Here is a 22,372-nt window from a genome sequence, read left to right as displayed (position 1 = left end):
ACGCCGCGGGTTGACAGGCCGGGGAGGTTGGGTGGATGGAGAACGGTGGGGCGCGACGCGGTGTCGTGGTGTTCGAGGTGTTCCTCGCGGCCGAGGCGGTGCTCCTGCTGGTGTCGCTGGTCGTGCTGGTGCCCGTGGTGCTGTCCGATCCCGGTGTCGCGGCCGGCGGGCCGATGACCGGGCGCACGCTGGTGATCCTGCTGGTCGTGCCACCGGTCGCGGCGGCGGTCACCGGCGTGGGCGGGATGGCGCTGTTCGGCGGTGGGCCTCGGGAGGGGCGGGCCCGGCGGGAGCTGGCCGTCCGGTGGACCGCGAAGGACCTGGGCGTCGGCGCGGCCTACGGGTTGGGCGGCCTGGTGCTGACCGTTCCCGCGTCGTACCTGTGGGCGCGGGCGGTCGGTCCGGACGACGCGACGTCCACCGTCGGCGAGGTGTTCGCCGGGCGGCAACTCGGCACGGCGACCGCGGTGGCGGTGTTCCTGGTGGTGTGGCTGGTCGCGCCGGTGTGCGAGGAGGTGGTGTTCCGGGGTGCGCTGTGGCGGGCGCTGGAGCACTGGGGGTGGCCCCGGTGGGCGGTCGTCGCGGGCACGAGCGTGGCGTTCTCGTGCGCGCACCTGGAACTCCTGCGCACGCCGCTGCTGCTGGTCCTGTCGCTGCCGATCGCGCTGGCCAGGCTGGCCACCGACAACCTGCTCGCGTCCGTCGTGGCGCACCAGGTCAACAACTTCCTGCCCGCCGTCGCGCTGCTGATGTCCGTGCGGTCGTGATCTTCCCGGGCCTCGACCCGGTCAGGCGGCGTGGTCCCGCTTCCGCCGGACCCCACCAGCCGACCTCGCGCATCGCGGTCCACAGCGGCCGATCCGCGGTCAGCGCCGGGCCGGGATCCTCCGGGTCGAACGCCACCACCACGGGGTCGCCCGGGTCGAGGTCGAACGTGATCCCGGTATCCGTCGAACGCCCGCTCGGGCAGGTGATCGACAGCCTCGACAGGTCCTCGCCCGCGGCCTTCGCCACCGCTGCCGGCAGGGCGAACCGGGCGGCACCGTGGTCCGACTCGCCGTCCGACGCCGCGGGAATCGCGGCCGCGATCGCGAGCACCGGGACCACGACGGCGCCCACCGGAGCACGTCCCGTGCCGCCCCCTCACCACGACGGACCGGGCTTCGAGTCCCCCACACCCGAAGCCCGCGTCCGGCCCCGGTCGTGCGGACTACCCGAATGCCGCAGCCGCCCCGCAACGGGGGCGCGCACCCCGCCGGTTCAGCGACCCGCCGTCGTGCTCACCGGCACCTGCTCCGCCGGCGCCTCGGTCCGGCGGATCCACCAGCGGTACGAGGCGAGGGCGGCGAGCCAGGCGCCCGCGGCGTTGAGGAGCACATCGTCCACAGAGGACACCCGGTCGAGCTGGAGGACGTACTGCAAGGTCTCGATCAGCGCCGAGCACCCCGCCGCGAACACCCCCACCCGCCACGCCGACGCCAACGCCGGGAACCGCAACGGGGCGAAGAACCCGAGCGCCGCGAACACCAGGAGGTTGCCGACGACCTGGCCCAGGTCCACCGTGAGCAGGTCCTGGAACGGCACCAGGATCACCCGGCTGGGCGCGACACCGGGGTTCTCGCCCGGCATCAGGGTCAACCACACCCACGGCACGGTCCCGTAGACGAGGCCGACCTCGGCCAGGGACCGGCGCCACGGCGACGCCACGCCCCGAGTCCGCCGACGCCACGCCAACAGCCAGACGGCGGGCACCGTCAACGGCAGCAAGAGCACTGTCGACACGATGACGCCGGTTTCGGTGCCGACCCAGTCCTGCCACCTGACGAGCACGCGTCCTCCACTTCCTCCCCGACCCGCGGTACCCGCGCGTCGGCACGATGGTGTCGCACCACGATCCGGACGGGCGGGACGGCCCGGTCCACTCGCGCACTCAACACCCTCGGCCGTTGCCCTCGCGTATGCGGATTCCGATACGCCCGCGATATCCGGAACCTGGCGGATCCGCAACCAGTCGGGGAGCCATCAAGAACAGCTCTGACCGTGCGGCCACCTAGTCTGTCGTCCGTCAGCGGAACAACGCCTCGGCGTGCGCGACGACCCGCGTTGCGTCCGTTCCCTCACACTGCGGGAGCAGGTACTTGAGACGCACCCGATGACGCCGGAATGGTCGCCGATCGAGGCGAGGCCGACCGCCGAGCAGGTTGGACCGGGCCGCACCACGGGTCAGGAGGCCTTCGGCACCCACACCTGGGAGCCTGCCCAGGTGTGGGTATAGAAGGCCTCCACCTGCAATTGCCCGCTAGTCGTCGGCACCCGAGTCTTCACGCGGCAGGATGTACTCCTCCGCGAGCTTCGCCAAGTGCATGGGCAGCGGGCGTGCCAGCGGGTCGTAGTCGTCGTGGAACCGCAGCCGGTGGGTGATGCCCGCCCAAGTGCCCGGCTCGTCGGGGACGATCTCCGATCGGCCGGCGAGTTCCAAGGCGTCGGCGGACAGGCAGCCGAGCACCACGAGTTCCAGGTACTGCGGATTCCACACGCTCTTCGTGGGACCGAGGGGCCAGTTCGGGTTCGGCCCCAACTTCGCCAACCCTCGCGGTACCTTCGGGTTGTTCCTCGGCATGTCCGCAGTACTCGCGAACACCCTGTTGTCCACGTCCGCCCGATCCTCTTCCCATAGGCCGAGAGCGAAGCCCGTCTTGCCCTTGCCGGGGTCCACGGCGTACCACTGCGGGACCTCTTCCCGGCTGTTCCGGTCCCGGACGAGCACGATCCGCAGGTCGGCGCCGTAGACGGCGATCCGTTGCGCGGGCTCATCGGAGAAGGCGATCATGTCCTTCACCAGTGCCCCGTTGCCGATCTCCGGCCAGGAATCCCTGATGTTCGCGGAGTTCGCCAGCAACAAGGTCGGCCGATCGCGCGTCTGGTAGAGGATCGACCTGACCCGGCGCTGCACTCTGTCCCGATGCTCCGCGTACGTGGCTTCGGGCGTGGGCCGTCCTGTGTCGTCGTAAGCGACGTCCACGTCCCGGCTCAGCGCGAGGAGCAGTTCGGAATAGGGCACCCACGCCTTTCGGGCGTCATCCCAGCCACAGATGGGATGAGTGGTGTCGCCGGGCCTGATCCGGACCGCGACGAGGTGCTGCCGAACGCGACGCACGGCACCGCGTTCCTTGCGTCGCACGACCCAAAGCGCCACGTACTGGAGGTCCGCGTCCGGTTCGGCGGGTGTGAGACCCGGCGGCACCGGCACCGCACCGAGTTGTCGAAAGCCGTCGAGCCACGTCCACTTGGCTCGCGCGTCCAGGTCCGGCACGCCGTCCTCCTGCGCCTGGATGAACTGGCTGACCCTTCCGACATCGGCGAACCCCAGCCGCAGCGCGAACTTCGGGTCGGTGTCGGCCTTGCCGAACCGGCTTTCGCCCAAGATCTCGACCAGAGCCAAAGCCGGCCCCTCCGGCACGCGGTCGAACCGGGCCGCCACCGCCACACGACGGGCCCGGACCGCCTCGCTCACCGCGCGGGGATCCTTCCCCTCGACGTCGAGCGGGCTTCCGAGGTCAAGGATTCGTACGGTGTGGATGAGCACCCGCAACGGACCCAACACCCACTCCTGCACCGGTTCCTCGGCGACCTGTGAGTTCGGAAGACCCAACAGGGTCGCGAGCTCTTCGAGCAACCTTGTCCTGGTCTCGGGCAACTGCCACACGATGTCGATACGCAGCGGTTCACCCGCGAGCGCCGCGACCAGGGCGCGTCGACGGGACTCGACGGCGCGCCTTTCCACGGCTGCACGCTCGTGCGGCTTGTCCCGCGGCACCTTGGGAAGCAGGCTGGGCTTGGTGGCCTCCGGCACCCGCCTGGAGTCGGACACCCTCCGGAACATCGGCCTCAACCCGTCGGCGATCCAGTTGTCCAGGTGCTCACGTTCCACAGGGGACAACCCGGTACCGATCTTGTGCGGCCCCATGACCGTGCTGTGCACGACTCCGGCGGCGATTCCCGACTGGCCACGCAACCAGGTCTCCGGGGCGAGGCCGATGTCCTCGGGCTTCGGGTAGGTGCGGACGATGTCGACGTCGGGCAACAGGTCGACCGCGCTGTGCCGCCGCCACACCCGCCGGCCGAGCCGCGGCTCGAACCTGATGGAGTTGCCGATCAAGTGCGTCGATCGCGTCTCCCCTTCGTCCCACGGCACCGGGACGTCGAAGAGCACGGTCGCCGCGCGTCCGTCCGGAATGCGAACCGGTGTCGCGGTTGCCCAACGCCGTATCCCATAGGAGACGTGCACCCGGAGGTTCGGCATGAACGCCGTGGTGTGCAAGGTGATCTTGATGACCGCGGAGTAGTGGGCGGGCCGCCGGGCACGGGTGTACTGGTACGGCGGCCAGGACACGAGTTCGGCCCCCTGCTCGGTGCTCACCACGCGGAACGCGGTATCGGCGACCACGTCCACGGGACGGTAGGAACGGGCCGCCAGTCTGGTGGCGAGGAGTTCCGGCAGCAGTCCGTAGAGCCTGCGGTCCGGTTTTCCGGTCCCACCGAGCGAGACCATGGTCGCGGTGAGGTCGACCGCCTCGGGGGTCCAGAGCGGGGTGGTGTCACCGATCGAGCCGAGCACGCGCGCCAGCGCCGCTTCGTGCTCGGGTTCCGGGCGCAGGCTCATCACCCAGGACAGGAACAGGGGGTGCACCAGTTCTGCGGGAGGCCGGTCGCGTGCGTAGATCCACGGTACCGTCGGGTCGGAAGTGGCACCGCGGCCGGTGGCGACCACGCCGGGCGCGGCCGCCCTCAACAGGGAGTTGAGCTTGCGCACCGGCAACCCGGTGATCGGTTCGCGGCTGCGCCAGCCCAGCGCGTAGAGGCTCATCAGCTCGCTCTTCCACCGCTCGGCGAACGTCATGACCTGCAAGTCCTCGATCCACGGGCCGTGGTCGGGATCCGGTTCGTACGCACAAACCCTGAGCAAGTCGTACACGGTCACGCCCCTTCGTCGTCGAGGTCCAGACATGCGGTCAGGGACTTCCAGAGCGGGAGGTAGAGCGCCGTCACGATCTTGCGATCGTGCGCCGTGACCTCTGCCGCACCGCCGAAGTAGGGCCGTAGCACCTGGACGATGCTGTGCAGCAGACTGGTTTCGGGAGAATCGCCGATCTGGTCCTCGGCATCGTCGGTTCGGGCCGCGGTGTTCGGGGCGAAAGCCGCGTCGACGAAGACGACTCTCGCGGGCACGCCGCCGCGCACCAGCCTGCCGATCACCTGCCAGATGAGGACCAGCAGGTCCCAGGTCACCGCTTCCCGATCGTCGCCGAGCCTGCTCCACGCCAGGCTCCTGGCCAACGCCCGGTACCACTCCGACCGCGCGCGCGTCCGGACGTCGCCCGCACCCTCGTCCAGGCTCGCGGCATCACGGACCCACTTGCCGAACTCACCCGAGGAAACAGCCCGGGTGATCCAGTCGTTGACCGTGTGCACCGCCAGTCCAAGATCGTCCGGGCGGGGGTTGGGCCGTGCGAGGAAGTACACCGAGCCGATCGCTGCCGTGCCCTCCTCGTTGAGGATGTTGTGTCCTCGTTCGACCGCCAACAAGGGTGCGACCAGGATCTCGGCATCGGTTTCGTGCAGGCTCTCGACGTCGCCGCGGCGCAGGACCCCGGCGTGCTGGCCGTCCTCGATCAACGACGTGGCGAACTCGACTTCGTCGTCGTCCGACACGAGTCGCAACACCCGCCCCTTCCACCGGTCACGCAGGTTGTGCAACGTGTCGGCGACCAGCGCGGCTTCGAGGTAGCTGCCGACCAGCAGCAGGATCCGCCGCCGCGGCTCGGCCAGTTCGAGCAACTCCCGTTGCAACGGACTCGGCCGGTCTCCGTCGAGATCCCCGAGCCACTGGGCGATGCGTCGCAAAACCTCCGGGCGATCTTCCAGGTCGGCCCCGGACACCTGGACCGCCCCTTTTGGTCCGAGCACGAACTCGAATCGCATCGTGCTCTCGTCCGCGATCCGTCGGATTTCCCTGTTCTTCGGTTCGATGATGACGCCGACCGGCACCTGGATGTGGTACCGGCTCGATTTCCCGGCCCAACTGCTGCCGGACATGAGAAGGACGTTCGTGCCCGGCAGGCCGTCGACCTCCGGCAGGTCGCTCAAGGAGCGGAGGAGTTCCCTTCCGACGCCACTGCACCGGAAGTAGCGCAACTCACCGCTCTGCACATTGCCCTCGGCAGGGCCGTCGACGATGAACTGGAACCCGAGGACGTTGCCCATGGGTGCTTCGGGCACGATCGGCCCGTAGTCGGGTGGACGCTGGTACATCTCGTTGAAGCCGAGCTTCAGCACGGACTCGACCCGCGGCCACATGGCGTTCATCAGCGCGAGCTTGGGCTCGAGGGCGGAGAGCACGAGCGTGAACTCGAAGCGCCGGACCATGTCATCCAGCCACTCCTCCGGCGTGGGCAACGGCTTCTTGGGCTTCTTGGCCTTCTTGGCGGACGGACCGGACAGCGCCTCGGCGCGCTCCTTCCTCTTCTTCCGAAGCACCGGCTCGAGGTCGAACAGATCGATGAGCGCTTCCTTGACCTTTCGGCGGGTGGCGGATTGGTAGCCGGTGTTGAGCACCTCGTTGACCACGCCGGTGAGTCGTCGCACCACCGGCCGGCCGCGATCGCCGAACGGGTTGTCCCTGAACCTGTCCAACTCGCCGGTCAACGCGTCCCGAGCTCGCAACTCCTCCGTCGGCGCGTCCGGGTCGGGGTACCGTTCCTCGACCAACCTCAACTGCAGGGTCCAGGCACTGAAGTAACCGATCTTCACCCAGTCACGCAGCTTCGGGTCGCGGACGAGCTTCGCGTACAGGCGATCAGTCGCTGACACCACCGTGTTCACCGCCGCCGACCAGTCCTCGACATCACGATCGGAGAGCTGTCGGCGAGCACCCTCAGACAGCTCCCGCCCTTTGTGCTCGGTCACCTCGTCCAGCAAGGACCTGCCCTCACCGCCGCCGACGAGCGGGACCGCGGGGGCGAACATCCGGTCGAGGTTCATCTGGACGTAGTCCGCCTCGTCGACGATGACCAGGTCGCTGCGCCGACAAGCCAGCTCGATGTAGCGCACCCGTTCCGCGCTCTGCTGCCACGGGACCGCCGAGTCCACGAGAGCCGCCGGAGTGCCCACCCAGATGTCGGCGTCGACCAAGAGCCGGGAGCTGTTGTGCCGCGGACACGCGCCCCAGTACGGACAACCCACCAGTTTCCGCCTCCACGGTGACGACCCGTCCTCGGTGGGTCGCGGTGGGCGACGAGGTGCGAGCCGAGTGCACGGGGCCTCGTTGAACGCGAGGACGTCCTCGGTGTCGGCGCGGAGCGCGTTGAGCGCACAGGACGTGCTGAGATACGCGAATCCCGGTTCGTTGTGGGCCAACAGGTTACGTTCACCCCGTCCGGCGAGCCTTCGATGAAGACGCTGCGCGTGCCGCTGCTTACCTGAAGCACCGAGGATGGGGGCTGCGGCGATCGGGAGCGGCTCAACACCGGAAGTCCGGTACTGCTTCCGCAACGCGGGAACGTAGGTGTTGTACCTGTGGACCGACTTCAGCGTCTCCGCGACATCGGTGATCACCACGGTGACCCGTAGGTTCTCCCTTGCCGCGAGGTGGACCGTCAGGACGTCGCGCAACGTGCTCTTACCTGCGTTGACGATTCCCAGCAGGTGCTGGATGTGGTTGACGGTGAACCGCGTGTCCCGCGTGAACCCCGCCTCGGAGGCGACCGAGAGGTCGATCCGGAGAAGGCGGCACTCCCAGTTCGCGAACTTCACCTTGTCCATATCCTTGGCGGTCCGCACGAGTGCGTCCCAGTCCACCTCGACGGGCTTTCCCCTGTTTCGGGCCGGAGTGCCGAGCGCATAGCACTGTGGTCGGGGTAGCGTCTTCGTCTCCGGGATCCGCACGGTCGCGGTGCTTCGTCCCACCGCGAAGCGGTGCAGGCCGGACGTCGCGGTGTCCAGCGGCGAGCCGGTGAGCGGCGGACCCTGTCGCAGCAACCTCTCGTAGTGCTGTTCACGGTCCATGGCGATCACCGAGTGCCCGAACTTGGGCGCGTCGTCGACGGTCGGAACGTCGTACCACCGCAACAACGGGTCCATCGACTGGTAGTTCGCGAGTGCTTCGGCCCAGGTGTTGCGCCGGCGGAGCGTCCACAGGACGTACCGGGCGGAGCGCAACATCCGCGTGGTGTCCGCGTCGGGGACCAAGCCGCGCGCCGAGGCGAAGGGGTAGCCGCTGAACAGGGCCCACGCGGCGATCGCCGGGGCGGTCGGCATCAGCTTCCGGTGCAGGTACAGGCCGAACTCGACCTCGCAGAACTCCTGCAACTGTGAACTACTGAGGCCACCGGCATCCTGCAATTTCCTGGTGACCGGTTCGAGCACTGGCGCCCACGTACGCATAAGTCTTCCTTCCGATTTCAGCCTGCATGTGCCGCGGTGGCGATGTCCGTGGCCGAGACGAGGCGGACGTCCGCCCCCGGCGGCAACGCCGCGTCGAATCCGTCCCGATAACCGGCCTGAGTGGTGAGCAGTTGCTCCGGCACGACAACCAGCGAGACCCTGTCCACCAGCGCGCGTTCCGCGAGGGGGCCTGGCTGCATCCGGTCGTACACGCGCATACGACGATCGGGTTCACCGCGGCCGCTGACCAGGTAGTTGCCGAGCACGGCGCCAACAGGACGCACCAGGAATCCCGCTGCCCGCAGTGTGCGCAGCGCGATGCGCTCGGTCCGCCCCGGCAACGCGACGAGCAGCCGCAACGGGGTTCGCAGCACCTGTACGTTCGAGGCGTCGTACGAAGTGCTCAAGGGAGTGTCCCGCGGGCAGGTTTCGGCTTCACACCAGGCTGTTCTGGCCTGTTTGTGGTTGGTGGGCAGCGCGAGCAGGCCGCACGTCGAGCACTGGTGCACCCGCCCCTCCACCACCCACGCGTCCGGTGGCGGGCCGTACAGGTACTTCAACCCCTTGAACCTCTGTGCGGACAACGGCTCGGTGGCGAGCATCCGGCGGTGTCCACTGCGGTCGATCACGACGTGGTCGATCAGGAATTCCCGCTTCCCCACGCCGATCGGCTCAGTACCCAGATCGTTCATGACCGAGTCTGCCTGGGCGTCGAGGATCGGAGCACCGTCGTCCACCGCGAGTTCGGCGCAGGTGCGGGTACGCATCCTGGTGGCTTCATCGACCAGGCGAGCTGCGGGAAGCGCCATGTTCGGGCCAACGGGGAATGGCCATTCCGATGCCGATCGCTCGGCGCACCAGGCGACGAGTTCGGGAACCGACGACGGGTACTGCTCTTGCCGCGCAGCGCAGTGGAGCACCAGTCGGTCGAGCGCGAGCTGCGCTGCGGCCGGATAGGGAAGTTTGATCGAAGAGACGTGCTCCTTCAGGGACAGTGCCCAAATCCCGGTGGCCAAACTCCGGAAGATCGCACTTCCTTCCGCTGCGGTGTTGGTCGCCTCGCTCATCGCTTCTCCACCGCGGACTCGTCGCGGAAGGAGCACCAGCGGGACACCTCGCACGTGCCGCAGTGCTTGCCGGGCGCGGCCGCGAAGAGGTTGTCCGCGTGCCACGGATGGACGTGATCGAGAACTGCCTGTTCCGCGGCGGCTCGGACCTGCGGTGTGTACGGGTCGAAGGTGATCAGTTCGACCCCCTTGGGACGAAGCACTTCGAGTTCGACCCGCCCTCCCCCACCCAGTGCCCCACGTGCGACGAGCACGACCGCCAGGGCCAGTTGCGGGTAGGTGGCGAACCAGTTCGGAACCTGCCGGCGTTCCCACACGGAGGTCTTCACCTCCCGCCAGATCCACTCGCGCCCGTCCCGGTACAGGAGATCGGGCTTGACCAGCACGACGACGTTCGCGTTCGCGTCCTCGTAAACCAGGTCGGGCTCGACACGGACCGCCCCGTGTCCGCTCGCGATCGAGAGGGCGCACACCTCGGAGTGCTGTCTGACGAGTTGCGCGCCGAGTTCGCGATCCGTCTCGGAGAGTTCGTAGCCGTCCGGAACCCAGTCCCGGGGCACGTAAGGGGTGCAAGGGGCGGCATTAAGCCCCGAGTGCTTCGCCTCCAGGTACCTGTGCACCGCTCTGCCGCGTTCAGCAGCCGGACTGTGTTCGAGAGCGCCGTCCGCAGGAAGTCGATGGGTTCGCATGTGTTGGCGGGCAGGGCACACCGAATAGCTCCGCGCACTCGTCGGAGACCAACTCCGCCTCGGCCTGCGCGGTGAGTCGAGGCCGAGCAATCCTGGTACGCGGACAAGCGCCCGGCACGTCGCGGAGAAGGGGCAATCCACGCATGCGGTTCCCGGACGGTAGGACACGTGATCCGGTCCGTCCCGCTTGCCGTCCACGATCTCGGCCAACGCGACGCGGCCCGCCACCTGGTACAGGTCGAGTGCGGCCTGCCGGGATCCGTCGAACAGGGTGTCGAACTCTCCCTCAAGGATGCCGAACTGCCTGATCCGCACATGTTCCGGGACCACATCGCCATCAGCCGATGCCAGTACGAGTGCGGCGACGGCGATCTCGGCCTCCGTCCGAGCGCGGGCACGCACCCGGTTGACCACCAGGCGCAACTCGCGCAAGCGGCCGTCGGCAGAGGTGTAGCAGCGACCCCACACCGTGATCTGGTACCGCTCGGCACCTCTCGCGTCCGGCGCCGCCAGACGGAAGTCGTACATCCACCGGCGACGCACCGGCCGCATATCGAGGTGATCGGAGAACGCGGCAAGGTAGCCGGTCACGGCGTGCTCGGTCCATCGGCGGAGACCGTCGTGCAGGACACCTCGCGTCTGCCTGCGCGCGTCGATTCTGGCGGTTGCATCCTCGATCGACAGCCTGGCGTGCTCCACCAGATCCAGGACATCCATGAACGGGCCGTTGGTGAAGTGTTCGAGGACTTCGGGGATGCGTTTCACCGTACTCGCCGAGCGATACCCGGGGCGAGCCGCCAATGAATCACGCACCGGGCACCGGTATTGTGGTGGTCCAAGCATCCCCACCGAAACCCTGACCAGAGCCGGATCTCCGCTCACTCCTTCGTGCGGCTGCAGTGTCGACACCGAAATTGACCTCCTGTAGTAGTGTTCCGGCGGCTCTGTCGTCCGACAGGTGCCGGTCGCGGCGAAAGTATGGGCATGGTTGTCGAAAACACCCTGGTGTCGGGACGGTTTCGAGTCGGCCGAAAGCTGGGCGAAGGTGGAGGTGGGCAGGTCTACGCGGTGCGCGACATCCACTCGGGCAGGAACCTCGCCATGAAGATCCAGGCACCGAGGCTACCTTTTGTGAGGACCGGAACCTACTCGCAGGACGGCGCCGCACTGGTGTACGAGAAAGAGGTCGGGGCGGAGCTTTCCGAGGTACCGGGACTTGTCGTGGCGGAGGAAGGCGCCGAGTTCATGGGCCGCCACTTCTTTGTCATGGAACGGATCGAAGGGCCTTTGCTGGCCAAGTTCATCGAGGATCGGACCCCGGTGGACACCCCAAGCATCGCGGCTGTCCTCGCGCAGGTGTGCGGCACGCTCGCCTGCATGCATGAACGTGGTTATGCGCATCGGGACGTCAAGAGCGAGAACGTCTCGGTCGAGTGGAGCGGTCGTGTTCGCCTCCTTGATGTCGGCTTCGCCGAGAAGTTGAGCAACGCCCATGACTTCTCTCCCACGGGCACGCCCGGCTACGTAGCGCCGGAACTGAGTTCGGGCAAGCACTTCGATGAACGATCGGACATCTTCTCTGCGGGCTGCGTGCTTTTCGAGATGGCAGTCATGAAGCTGCCGTATCCGCACTTCTCCGGGCATGCACCGGTGGAGACCGAACCATTCTCGCCGCACGATCTCGACCAGATGGACCCGACGTTGCGACAGCTCGGTCTCGCGATGATCGCCTGGGATCCGGACCACCGGCCACGTCGGATTCCCGAGGTGCTGGCCGTGCTTCGGAGCCTCCTGCCGAAGGCGGAGGCTCCGAAGCCTCCCCGACGACGTCCACCGGACCCCGTCCGCTGGCTGTGGGCACAAGATCCGGACCAGACAGAGGCCCTCCCCGGCCGCCTCCCGTAAGCAGGCCGGGAGTGGTGGGCTCAGGTGATCCCGGCGAGCCGCCGCGCCACCTCCGCTTCCCCTTCTTCGTCCTCCAGTTCTCGACAGAGGTCACCTGCACGACGGAGAGCGGCACGCGCCTCGGTGGTGCGACGGTCAGCCAGGAGGCAGTCGACGAGGTAGAACAGAGCCCGGTTCTCCCGGTCTGGGCGCTCGATCTCCCGATACCTGGCGATAGCGACGTCGAGGTGGGCGACTGCGTGTCCGTTCTGTCCGAGCGCCAGGTGGATGCGGCCCAGCATCACCTGCGCGCTGGCGTAGTCGTTGACGTCGCCCTCCCGCTCGAACAGCTCGGCCGCCCGCGTGCCGTAGGCGAGCGCCTCGGTGTAGCGCTTCAGATCGTGGTTGACCTCGGCGAGACCGTTGAGCACGTCGGCCTCGCCGAGTTGGTCCTCGAGATCGCGGAACAGGTCCAGCGCGGCCAGGTAGGACTCCTCCGCGGCGTCGGCGCGGTTCACGGCCAAGTGCAGGTTGGCCAGGCCGGTCTGTCCGTACGCCTCTCCCCTCCGGTCCCCGGATTCCCTGCTCAGCCCGACTGCCGCCACCTGGTAGGTCAGCGCCTGCGCGCGCTTGTCCAGGTTCCAATAGGTCCCGGCCACCATGCGGTGCGCCATGGCCAGGTCGGACCTGCTCCCGGCTCGCTCCAGCGCGGGAAGCGCGAACTGCCTCAGCATCTCTCCGGCGTGGGAGAACAGGCGACGCCGCCACCAGTACGTGACCATCACCATGGTCAACAGCCACGCGTACCTGTCGAAGCCATGACCTGCCGCGTAACGGATCGCCGCCGTGATCGACAACTCCTCGGCGTCGAGCCGACTCATCGCCTCTGCCTGGGAGGCGGGTGCCACGACCTCGCACGAGGCCGGGGTGTCGATCGGTAGCCTCCGATCGGGGACCAGGATCCGGTCGCACGCCCACGCGTTGTGGAGCAGGAATTCGAGGAAGCGCTCGACGTGCCCGTCACGTTCCTCGGCGGGATCGGACCCGCTCAGTTCGAGCGCGTAGTCCCTCACGAGGTCGTGAAACTTGTAGCGGTGGTGCTCTGGGTCGTCGAGCAGGTGGGCCTCGACGAGTTCGTTCAACTCCGCGAGGGGCGCGAAGCCCATCATGTAGGTCAGTGCGCCCCTGCTGGTGGTCGGTGCGGGAGACAACGCGAGCACACGAAAGACTCGATTTGCTCGTGGGGAGAGGCGCTCCGTCGAGTAGGAGAGCGCAACCCGAAGGTTCAGGGTCGGGTCGGTGTGGTCGAGCGCGTCCAGTCGCGTCTGCTGCTCTCTCAGTAGTGCAAGGATCTCTCGGATAGCGTCCTTCGCGTGTTTGCTGAGGCGTGCGGCCACGATCATCAACGCCAGGGGCAGCCCGCCGACGAGCTTCGTGATCTCCGCCAGATGGGGCCGGAAGTCGCGCAACACTCCGGCGTCCAGATCCGTCCCCAGGAGTTCGACACCCGCCGTCACGTCCAGTGGAGCGAGCGCGATCGTGTTTGCCCCGTCCCGGTAGCGGAGGCCGTCCAACCGGTCCCGGCTGGTGATCACAGCCAACGAACCGCGCCCCGGCAGCAAAGGCCGCGCGTGGTTGGCATCGCGGGCGTTGTCGAGGACGACCAACCTCCCCTGGTCCGCCGTCGCGGACCGGAAGGCGGTGATCATTCCCTCCAAGGTCTCGGGTATCGGATCGACCTCCACGTCCTTGAGCATCCTCGCGAGGACTTCGGTCGTGTCCGCAGGTTCGCCCGGGCCGAAACCGTTCAGGTCCGCGTAGAGGACTGTTTCGGTGAACGCATGGCCCTTGCGTCGAGCCCAGCACCGGACCAGTTCGGTCTTGCCGATGCCCGGCATGCCGACAACGACGACGATGCCCGAGGAGCTACCTTCGGAAGGACTGAGCAACCGATCCAACTCTGCCACCTCATCGGTGCGGCCGACTATGTCCCGGCCCCCCAGCGGCAACTGTTGGAGGCGCCGCCTGCCGGACGCGGAGTCTCGCAGTAGGTCCTGGCCCGTGGCCGTCCCGTGGGGCCCGTTCTCGCGGATGCCTTCACGGCCGCCTCCGGATTCGAGTCCGAGCAGGATCTCGTCGTCAGGCCATCTGCGCAGCCCACGCTGGAGTTGGACTGAGAAGCCCTCCCCGTTGCCCACGTCACGGAGGGCTCGAGCGTACGAGGTCAGCACAACACGGTGTTCGTCGTCGAGACGCTGTCGTTCCACTTTGTCGGAGTAGGGCAGTTCAGGGCCACCCGGCGGCAGCCCCTCCGGCCATTCGTCAAGCGCGAGCTTGAGCAGGCCGACCCGGCTCTCATCGGAAGCCTGCATCGCCTGGGACCAGTAGTCTCGGAAACGCAGGTAGTCCACTTTCGCACGGTCGACCCGCTCGACGTCCAGTTCGACCGCCAAGGGCGGATTGGGGGACACCAGGAGGTTCGGCAGCTTCTGGCGAATGAGATTGCACAGCACTCGGATCCGAGTGGCGCCGACCTCTTGACCGGGCCACAAGAGGCGCGCGACCTCCTCGTGCGTGACCCGGTGCCCCGGTTTGAGCACGAGCATTGTGATCAGAGCTCCCACCTGCCCGGATGCAATGTGCTTGCGCCGACCCCGCTCATCGAAGACGGCAAAGTACGGAAGAACGCGGATCTCATTCATATCCTGCCTATCGACGTGACCGGCGAACTCGTTGCTGCTTCCCGACACCAAGCATCCCGCAGGTGTCCAATCCACCGCTTACGGTTCACTTACGCTTTCCGGATGAATCACGTCCGGCGGATGTGCCAGACTTCGACCCGCCGCCGGCAGTGGTCCGTGCGAGCCTTCGCGGATTCCGATCGGTAGCACCGTCGAGAAATGGAGAAGCAAGATGAACATGTTCGGAGAAGTGCCCGACTGCGTCCGCGCGATCCGCGTGGGCACGAAGACGGTGTCCTGGCCACCCCGTCGCAAGGGAGGCTCCCGTCCGGTCAGGCCCGTGCGGACGCCGGGCGCGACGCGGCCGTCGTCCGTGCTCCACGGGGCGTGCCGACGCTCCACGCGGAGGCACGGCCGGGTGACAGGCCGCCGCTAGCCTGAAGGTCTGGCGGCCGAGGTTGCTCGGCCGCCAGATCCACCCGGTTCCGGAACCACGGGAGAACGTGCAGGTGTCTGGGACTTCGTGGAGTCGCCCCCTACGGGTCCCCAGTGGCAGATGGCGGTCGACCGAGTCACGACACGCCGCCTCTCTCCACCGCGAGCGCCGGTGAAGCCGCACTCGGCGGGACAGGACCGTCGGGCGCGCCGAGAACGGTGTTGCACCACAGAGAACCGGCCATCTCGACTGCGACGGTTGCTCGACTGGCAGGTGTCCGGCAGCCCTCGGAGCACTGCGCCGAAGGCGCACTAAGGGACCCCGGCGTGCGTGCGGGTGGGTTCGACTGGACCATTGCGCGGAGGAAAGACGTTACGAATAATTCGGAGGGTACGCCCCGTTTATGTCCCCGCAGGTTGGAGAGCCCATGCCGTCGCACGAAGCCGCTCGCACGAAGCCGTTGCGCGCGGACGCCCGGCGCAATCGGACCAAGGTGTTGGAGACCGCTCGGGAGGCGTTCGCGACCGACGGGCCTTCGGTCTCCATCGACGAGATCGCGCGGCGGGCCGGGGTCGGGGCCGGGACCGTGCACCGGCACTTCCCCACCAAGGAGTCGTTGCTCCAGGCCGTGCTCCAAGAGCACATCATCGGGATCGTGGCCGAGGCCAAGGAGATCAGCCGCACCGGTGAGCCCGGCACGGCGTTCTTCGAGTTGCTGAGCCTGCTCGTGCGCCACGGCATGCGCAACAAGGCCCTCGCCGACTCGTTGGCGGGCGTCGACCAGGCCGGGTTCGAGGACCGGATCGCGGTCGCGAAGCGCGAGCTGTACGGCGAGCTGGAGTCGTTGATGCGGCGCGCGCAGCAGGAACGCGTGGTGCGGTCGGACCTCACGCTCGAGGAGTTGCACGCCCTGCTCGCGGGGATCCACCTGGCGATGCGCCGCGACGACGAGAAGCTGGTCGAGCGGTTGCTGCTGATCACCGCCGACGGGCTCCGGCACCACGCCGACGTCGACGCGGTCCAGGTCTAGTGGCGGCCCGGGCGCGCGACCACCCCGCGCGCCCGGGCGCCGTTTAGGCCGGCTTTAGCGCGTCGGTGGACCGTGGGCACCGGTCCGGGGAGAACGACGCGAGGTGGGGGTTCGGGATGCGCGCGAGGTCCCGGTGGAGCCTGGTCGGCGCGGGGTGTCTGACGGCGATGCTGACCGTCGGCGCGTCGGCGGTGCCCGCGCAGGCGCCCGACGCGCAGCGGAAGTGCACCGTGTTCGACCGGGTGGACGACAAGGTGATCTCCCTGGTGTACAACGACGTCGGACCCAAGGGACCGAGTCCGGGCGACACCGGCAGCTACAGCGACGTGCTGTACGACTCGACGGGCAGGCTGCTCGGCACCGTGTCCGGCGAGGCGTGGGACCTGGCGCCGAGGCCGCACGATCAGCACCTGCTCAGCTACTACCGCGAGGTCGTCAGCATCGACGGCGGCACCGTTCAGGTGTCCGGCGTGACCGACAAGACCGCCATGCTCCAGGGTGCCACCACGACGTTGACCGCGGTCGGCGTGAGCGGCCGCTGGTTGGGCACGTTCGGCACCCGGCAGTGGCTCGTCGAGTCCTCCTCGGCGGCCAAGGTGAAGATCACGCTGTGCGCGCCGTGACGTCCGCGTCGACCAGCCGGGCCAGCAGTTCGTAGGAGCGCAGCCGGTCGGCGAACCCGTCCACGACGGTCAGCGCCATCAGCTCGTCCGGGCGGACCCGGCGGACCAGGTCGTCCAGCCGGTCGCGCACGGTCCGGATGCCGCCGATCAGCTGGTCGCCGAACCGGGCGTCGGCACGGGCGCGCTCGCCCTCGCCGCAGGGGTGCGCGGCGGCCTGCGCGGTGGTCGCGAACGGTCCGCCGGGCCGCAGGAAACCCAGCCGCAGCGGGCCGAACAGCTCGTCCGCGCGCTCGTCGGTGTCCGCCACGATCGCGATGCCCGCGACGATGGCGTGCGGGCGGAACCGGCGTGCCGACGGCTCGAACGCGTCCCGGTAGATCGACAGCGCGCGCTCGGTGAGGTCGGGGCGGATGTGGTGGGCGAAGGCGTAGGCCAGACCGAGCCTGCCCGCGAGCTCGGCGCTCGACTCGCTCGACCCCAGGATCAGCATCGGGGCCGGGTTCTCGACCGGCGGCACCGCGACCACGCCCCGCGCGCCCGGCTCGAGGTAGCCCAGCAGTTCCTCGACCTGGGCGCCGAAGTCCGCGCCCTGGTCGCGCCGCAACGCCCGCGCCGTCTCCGGGTCCGCGCCGGGCGCCCGGCCGACGCCGAGGTCGATGCGGCCCGGGTGGAACGCCGACAGCGTGTTGAACTGCTCCGCCACCACGAGCGGCGCGTGGTTGGGCAGCATCACCCCGCCCGAGCCGATCCGCAGCACCTCGGTCGCCTGCGCGAGCTGGGAGATCAGCACGGCGGGCGAGGACGTCGCGGTCGTCGGCGTGTTGTGGTGCTCGGCCACCCAGTACCGGCGCAGCCCCAACCCCTCCACCGCGCGGGCCAGCCGGACCGCCTCGTGCAGCGACCGCCCGACGGGCGCGCCCGCGAACACCGGCACGGTGTCCAGGACGGACAGGGGCAACTTCGGCATGGCTCGCGCTCCAGGTGCTCGGCCGACGAACGATCGGCTGACTCGCGGTCGTCTGGCTGTTGATCACGGACGGTCGCGGCGCGCCGTCGACGTCAAGGATGGCCTCGAAACGCGCCCGGCGGAAACACCGGGCGCGGGCCGTCGTCCCGCCGCGCTGGGGGCGGGACGGGACGACGGGCCGCTTGCCCGGACCTCGCGACCCGGCGGGCGGAGGGTCGCGAGGTCCGGCCGCGGGCCGGGATCGGGCCGGACGCGGATCGCCCTCGGCGTGGGTGCGCCCCGGACGACCGCTGCCCCCTGCTGTCCGGCCCCCCGGCTCAGGCTCCGGCCAGGTCGGCGAGCGCCTCGCCGACGACCGCGACGTTCACGTAGCTGCGGGAGTGCTCGATCCGGCCGGCGCGAACCCGCAGCACCAGCACGAAGGGCAGCACGAACCTCTTGTCCGCGCCGACGACCTCGGCGTTCAGCGAGTACTCCGAGATGACCACCTCGGCGTCGGTGGTCTCGTGCGTGGTGGACGACTCCAGGCCGGTGAAGCGGATCGGCGAGGCGCCCGCGGACGCCTTCAGGAATTCCCGGATCCGGTCGCCGCCGACGATCCGCGCCGGTACACCGGGCGGTGCGAACGGCAATTCGTAGACGGCGTCCTCGGCGTACAGCTCGCCGAATTCGGCGCTGTTGTCCAGGGTCGCCTTGATGAGCAGATCGAGGACTTCCAGCGGGGTCGCGGACACAGAGGGCCTCCCGGAAATGGTGAACGGCGCGGGCCGGCGGTCCGCGACACCACACCGTGCCCGCCGCCCGACCTCGCGGTCAGAATACGGGGCGTGCGCCCCGGTTCGCAACCACCGTCACCCGACCGGCCTCGCACCGGCCCCGAGCTGCACCGACACCCGCGACCGGACGGACCGACCCCTCCGCGGCGACCCCGCACGGCGATGGTTCCGCCGACTGCTCCGACCGGACCCGGCGGCAATTAAGGCTCACAAAAGCGGCGACCGGTAGTTTGCCGCGGGATCCGGCCATTCACGCCCGGTCGTCGACTTCTGCCGCCCCGGTCCCCCATGATCGACGAATAACCCCGCCGATCGGGGCATAAGAGCGTATCGACTGGTCCCGCCCATGTACAAAAGCGCGGAACGTTCCGTATGCTCGCAATCGGGGCCGGCGTTCCGCTTACCGGCGGCCCCTCACCCGACACCCCGCACCAGTCCCGACCGGGAGAAGGAATGTCCGACGCCGATGCCGAGCCGACCGCGCCGTCCGGGCGCAGGCTCACCCTGATCATGAGCGGGCTGCTGCTGTCGCTGCTGCTCGCGCAGCTGGACAACATGATCGTCGGCCCGGCCATGCCCACCATCGTCGGCGAGCTGCGCGGCGTGCCCTACCTGGCGTGGGTGGTCACGGGCTACGTGCTGGCGATGACGGTGTCCACCCCGATCTGGGGCAAGCTGGGCGACCTCCTCGACCGCAAGACGGTGTTCCTGGCGGCCATCGCGGTGTTCCTGGCCGGCTCGGCGCTGTGCGGGCTCGCGGCGGACATGGCGCAGCTCGTCGCGTACCGCGCGGTGCAGGGTCTGGGCGCGGGCGGTCTGGTGGTCGGCGTGCCGGCGATCATCGGCGCGGTCGTGCCGCCGCGGGACCGAGGTCGGTACACGAGCCTGATGATGGCGCTGACGCCGATCGCGATGATCGGCGGTCCGCTCGTCGGCGGCACGATCACCGACCACCTGAGCTGGCGCTGGGCGTTCTACGTCACCGTGCCGCTCGGTCTGGTGGCGCTGGTCGTGGTCGCGCTGACCATGAAGCTGCCGCCGGTGCCCCGGCGCGCGGTCCGCGTGGACTGGCCGGGCGTGGCGCTGCTGGTGGTGTGGATCGGCGCGCTGGTGCTGGTGGTGAGCTGGGGCGGCACCGAGTACGCCTGGGGCTCGTGGCCGATCCTGGTGCTCGCGGCGGTGGCGGTGCTCGGGTTCCTGGCTTTCCTCGCGGTCGAACGGGCCGCGGTCGAGCCGGTGATGCCGCCGGCGCTGTTCCGGATCCGGAACTTCGCGCTGTCCGGCGTGCTGACGTTCGCGGCCGGGTTCGCGATGTTCGGGTCGCTGACCTACCTCCCGCAGTTCCAGCAACTGGCGCAGGGCGCGACGGCGACCGGCAGCGGACTGCTGCTGCTGCCGATGCTCGCGGCGGTGCTGGCGGCCAACGTCGCGGTCGGCTGGCTGAGCCCGCACGTGCCCCGGTACCGGCTGTTCTGCCTGCTGGGCACCGGGGTCATGGCCGTCGGGATGGCGCTGTGCACGTTCCTGGAGGTCGACACGCCGACGTGGGCGGGCGCGGTGTTCATGATCGTGCTGGGTGCCGGCATCGGCCTGCTGCTGCAACCCACCCAAACCATCGCGCAGAACAGCGTGACGGTGCGGACCATGGGCGCGGCGATGGGCGCGAGCACCTTCCTGCGCAACCTGGGCTCGTCCCTGGGCGTGGCGGTGCTGGGCTCGGTCTACCTCGACCAGACCCGGACGGAGCTGACCCACCGCCTGGGCGACCAGGGCCGGGCACTGGTCGCGGGCGGCAGCCAACTCCCGCCCTCGGCCGCCCGCGCCCTCCCCCCGGACCTGCGCCGCGCCCTGGGCGACTCGGTGTCCACGGGCGTGCAGGCCGTCTTCTGGCTGTGCACCGCCCTGTCCCTCGCCGCGTTCGGCATCGCCTGGCTGCTCCGCGAGAAACCGCCGACCAAGCCCGAGATCCCCGACCAGGACCACGCGCCGAACGCCGCGTCGGCGCGCCCGGCCGACCGCGATCTCCCGCCGGCGAGCGGCACGGACCGCAAGGCCACCCGTTCCGCCGGCCAGGGCCACACACCCGCGGTCCGCGACGTGTCGGGAGCCGCGCACCCCGCCGACCGCGCGCCCGCAGGCCCGGAAACCACGCACCGGGTCGGCCGAGACCTCACGCCCGCGGCCACGAAACCCGAAGCGGCACAAGCGAAGGGCACGCGGATGGATCGCGGGGACCGGCAACCCACGCGGTCGTCCGACCGATCGCGCCGACCGTCTGCCGCGCCGGCCGCGCACTCACCACACGACGCCCGCGAGCCTGCGCCCACCACCCTCGGCGCCGCCGGCCGGCCGCACTCGCCCTCGGATCCCGCGGCCGCGCGCCGGCCCGACCGAGGCGGCGTCGATCGAGGCGGCGTCGACCGGGAAAGCACTGCCGTCGGCACCATGCGGCCGAAAGCGCACCCCGGTGACCGCGCGTCCGCCGACCTCGGCACCGATCACCAGCGCCCGACGGCACAGTGCACCCACGAGGTCGACCGCACCACCGCGCCGTACGCCGACCACGGTCGGGGCGACAAGGGGCGGGCCTGTGCCTGAGCGTGGAGGGGTGCCGCTGTCGGTGTTGGACACCGCGCCCGTGTGGGTCGACTCGACGCCGGCGCGGGCGCTGCGGGAGTCCGTCGCACTGGCGCGGGCGGTCGAGGGGTTGGGGTACTGCCGGTACTGGGTGGCGGAGCACCACAACACCCCGTCGGCCGCGACGTCGTCGCCCGCCGTGCTCATCGCCCACCTCGCCGCCGTCACCGACACGTTGCGGGTGGGCGCGGGTGGGGTGATGTTGGCCAACCACGTGCCGCTCGTCGTGGCCGAGCAGTTCGCCACGCTTCAGGCGTTGTACCCCGGGCGGATCGATCTCGGGCTCGGGCGGGCGCCCGGCGCGGATTCGGCGGCGGCGTTGGCGTTGCGGGTCGGGGGGACGGTCGAGGACTTCGCGGGGCAGGTGGTCGAGGTGGCCGGGTTGTTGCGGCCGGCGGGGCCGGGCGAGGAGTTGACGGCCATGCCCCGGCCCGAGGTCGAGACGCCGGTGTGGGTGCTGGGGTCCGGTGGGGCCGGTGTGCGGTTGGCGGCCGAGGCGGGGTTGCCGTTGGCGTTCGCGCACCACATCCGGCCCGAGTTGACGGCGTCCGCGTTGGCTGCGTACCGGCAGGCGTTCCGGCCGTCCGAACGGCTGGAGCGCCCGTACGCCATCGTCGCCGCGATGGTGGTGGCCGCCGAGTCCGACGAGCGCGCGCGGTGGTTGTTCGGGCCGATGCGGTCGACGTTGGCGACCGTGCTGCGGGGTGGGCGGCGCGGGGCGTTCGTGACGCCTGCCGAGGCGGCCGGGATGGTGTTGACGCCGCAGGAGGTCGCGATGGCCGACCAGCGGTACGCGGGTCAGGTGGTCGGGGGGCCGGACGCGGTGAAGCGGAAGGTCGCCGAGCTGGTGGAGGCCACCGGTGCGGACGAGTTGATGGCGCTCACCGTGGTGCACGACCCGGAGGAGAGGGTGCGGTCCTACCGGATCCTCGCGGAGGCGGTGTCGTGACGAGCACCGCCTGAACACAAGAGCAGGTGGGGAGGGGCATCAACGGAACGCCTCTCCCCACCACCCCGGGCGGACGCGGGGCCGCCCCCCGCCCCCGCTCGCGTTGGCCACGGCCGGCTTCTTGGCGTTGGCGGTGATCCAGTCGACGCCCGAGATGACGCCGGCGGTCGTGCCGCTGCCGTCCGAGCCGA

Annotated in this window: 15 protein-coding genes and 1 pseudogene; 6 read left to right on the top strand and 10 right to left on the bottom strand. The window is 69.5% G+C overall.

Translation table 11 applies throughout. The annotated features are described in order from the left end of the window. The first annotated feature begins 35 nt into the window (after positions 1-35). A complete protein-coding gene (locus AB0G50_RS33825) occupies positions 36-767 on the top strand; it encodes a type II CAAX endopeptidase family protein (protein WP_360117402.1) in 732 nt (243 codons plus the stop codon). Here AB0G50_RS33825 and AB0G50_RS33820 read toward each other — a convergent pair. From AB0G50_RS33820 to AB0G50_RS33795, 6 genes are all read right to left on the bottom strand, one after another. Further along, a complete protein-coding gene (locus tag AB0G50_RS33820) occupies positions 718-1,119 on the bottom strand; it encodes a hypothetical protein (protein ID WP_360117399.1) in 402 nt (133 codons plus the stop codon). The genes AB0G50_RS33825 and AB0G50_RS33820 overlap by 50 nt on opposite strands. 141 nt (positions 1,120-1,260) lie before the next feature. After that, a complete protein-coding gene (locus tag AB0G50_RS33815; protein ID WP_360117396.1) occupies positions 1,261-1,830 on the bottom strand; it encodes a VanZ family protein in 570 nt (189 codons plus the stop codon). A 469-nt stretch (positions 1,831-2,299) separates the two neighbouring features. Continuing rightward, on the bottom strand, positions 2,300-5,008 hold the full coding sequence (locus AB0G50_RS33810; protein ID WP_360117393.1) for a DUF3962 domain-containing protein: 2,709 nt from the start codon (positions 5,006-5,008) through the stop codon (positions 2,300-2,302). Further along, a complete protein-coding gene (locus AB0G50_RS33805) occupies positions 4,978-8,424 on the bottom strand; it encodes a hypothetical protein (RefSeq protein WP_360117390.1) in 3,447 nt (1,148 codons plus the stop codon). Before AB0G50_RS33805 ends, AB0G50_RS33810 begins: the two co-directional genes overlap by 31 nt. Positions 8,425-8,459: 35 nt before the next feature. After that, positions 8,460-9,509: a hypothetical protein gene (locus AB0G50_RS33800; RefSeq protein ID WP_360117387.1), complete on the bottom strand. Its 1,050-nt coding sequence runs from the start codon at positions 9,507-9,509 to the stop codon at positions 8,460-8,462. Beyond that, positions 9,506-10,963 (bottom strand): PD-(D/E)XK nuclease family protein, encoded by a 1,458-nt coding sequence (locus tag AB0G50_RS33795; RefSeq protein ID WP_360117384.1) that lies wholly within the window; start codon positions 10,961-10,963, stop codon positions 9,506-9,508. The genes AB0G50_RS33800 and AB0G50_RS33795 overlap by 4 nt, the downstream gene beginning before the upstream one ends. Before the next feature lie 219 nt (positions 10,964-11,182). Between AB0G50_RS33795 and AB0G50_RS33790 the strand changes: the two genes are divergently transcribed. After that, the gene (locus AB0G50_RS33790) at positions 11,183-12,103 is read left to right on the top strand and encodes a serine/threonine-protein kinase (protein ID WP_360117381.1); all 921 of its coding nucleotides are present in this window, start codon (positions 11,183-11,185) and stop codon (positions 12,101-12,103) included. A gap of 20 nt (positions 12,104-12,123) precedes the next feature. Here AB0G50_RS33790 and AB0G50_RS33785 read toward each other — a convergent pair whose 3' ends face one another. Beyond that, positions 12,124-14,832 carry a tetratricopeptide repeat protein gene (locus AB0G50_RS33785; RefSeq protein WP_360117378.1) on the bottom strand — a complete coding sequence of 903 codons (2,709 nt, stop codon included), beginning with the start codon at positions 14,830-14,832 and terminating at the stop codon, positions 12,124-12,126. A gap of 794 nt (positions 14,833-15,626) precedes the next feature. Here AB0G50_RS33785 and AB0G50_RS33780 point away from each other — a divergent pair. Both AB0G50_RS33780 and AB0G50_RS33775 read left to right on the top strand, forming a co-directional pair. Beyond that, on the top strand, positions 15,627-16,229 hold the full coding sequence (locus tag AB0G50_RS33780) for a helix-turn-helix domain-containing protein (protein WP_360117375.1): 603 nt from the start codon (positions 15,627-15,629) through the stop codon (positions 16,227-16,229). Positions 16,230-16,345: 116 nt separating this feature from the next. Then, a complete protein-coding gene (locus tag AB0G50_RS33775) occupies positions 16,346-16,852 on the top strand; it encodes a hypothetical protein (protein ID WP_360117372.1) in 507 nt (168 codons plus the stop codon). On the opposite strand, the gene AB0G50_RS33770 is transcribed toward AB0G50_RS33775, so the two are convergent. Together AB0G50_RS33770 and AB0G50_RS33765 are read right to left on the bottom strand one after the other, a co-directional pair. Beyond that, on the bottom strand, positions 16,833-17,819 hold the full coding sequence (locus tag AB0G50_RS33770) for an LLM class flavin-dependent oxidoreductase (protein WP_360117369.1): 987 nt from the start codon (positions 17,817-17,819) through the stop codon (positions 16,833-16,835). The genes AB0G50_RS33775 and AB0G50_RS33770 overlap by 20 nt on opposite strands. Positions 17,820-18,136: 317 nt before the next feature. Next, complete coding sequence (locus AB0G50_RS33765; protein ID WP_360117366.1) at positions 18,137-18,553, bottom strand: nuclear transport factor 2 family protein; 417 nt, start codon at positions 18,551-18,553, stop codon at positions 18,137-18,139. A gap of 495 nt (positions 18,554-19,048) precedes the next feature. On the opposite strand from AB0G50_RS33765, the gene AB0G50_RS33760 reads away from it, so the two are divergent. Both AB0G50_RS33760 and AB0G50_RS33755 read left to right on the top strand, forming a co-directional pair. Continuing rightward, a complete protein-coding gene (locus AB0G50_RS33760; protein ID WP_360117363.1) occupies positions 19,049-21,193 on the top strand; it encodes a DHA2 family efflux MFS transporter permease subunit in 2,145 nt (714 codons plus the stop codon). Then, entirely contained in the window at positions 21,186-22,181 is a 996-nt protein-coding gene (locus AB0G50_RS33755; RefSeq protein ID WP_360117360.1) for an LLM class flavin-dependent oxidoreductase, read from the top strand. Before AB0G50_RS33760 ends, AB0G50_RS33755 begins: the two co-directional genes overlap by 8 nt. A 68-nt stretch (positions 22,182-22,249) precedes the next feature. On the opposite strand, the pseudogene AB0G50_RS33750 reads toward AB0G50_RS33755, so the two are convergent. Continuing rightward, positions 22,250-22,372 (bottom strand): annotated as a pseudogene (locus tag AB0G50_RS33750) (S8 family peptidase); the annotation flags it as partial.

It is taken from the genome of Actinosynnema sp. NPDC020468, from assembly GCF_040642015.1.
GTDB lineage: Bacteria > Actinomycetota > Actinomycetes > Mycobacteriales > Pseudonocardiaceae > Actinosynnema.
The sequence above is the reverse complement of the archived record's forward strand: the minus strand, read 5'-3'. Positions and strand labels throughout refer to the sequence as shown.

Excerpts from the sequence above, each read along its gene's own strand:
- AB0G50_RS33825 (WP_360117402.1), top strand. The coding sequence starts at position 36 with ATGGAGAACGGTGGGGCGCGACGCGGTGTCGTGGTGTTCGAGGTGTTC.
- AB0G50_RS33810 (WP_360117393.1), bottom strand. The coding sequence starts at position 5,008 with ATGTCTGGACCTCGACGACGAAGGGGCGTGACCGTGTACGACTTGCTC.
- AB0G50_RS33800 (WP_360117387.1), bottom strand. The coding sequence starts at position 9,509 with ATGAGCGAGGCGACCAACACCGCAGCGGAAGGAAGTGCGATCTTCCGG.
- AB0G50_RS33790 (WP_360117381.1), top strand. The coding sequence starts at position 11,183 with ATGGTTGTCGAAAACACCCTGGTGTCGGGACGGTTTCGAGTCGGCCGA.
- AB0G50_RS33780 (WP_360117375.1), top strand. The coding sequence starts at position 15,627 with ATGCCGTCGCACGAAGCCGCTCGCACGAAGCCGTTGCGCGCGGACGCC.
- AB0G50_RS33775 (WP_360117372.1), top strand. The coding sequence starts at position 16,346 with ATGCGCGCGAGGTCCCGGTGGAGCCTGGTCGGCGCGGGGTGTCTGACG.
- AB0G50_RS33770 (WP_360117369.1), bottom strand. The coding sequence starts at position 17,819 with ATGCCGAAGTTGCCCCTGTCCGTCCTGGACACCGTGCCGGTGTTCGCG.
- AB0G50_RS33760 (WP_360117363.1), top strand. The coding sequence starts at position 19,049 with ATGTCCGACGCCGATGCCGAGCCGACCGCGCCGTCCGGGCGCAGGCTC.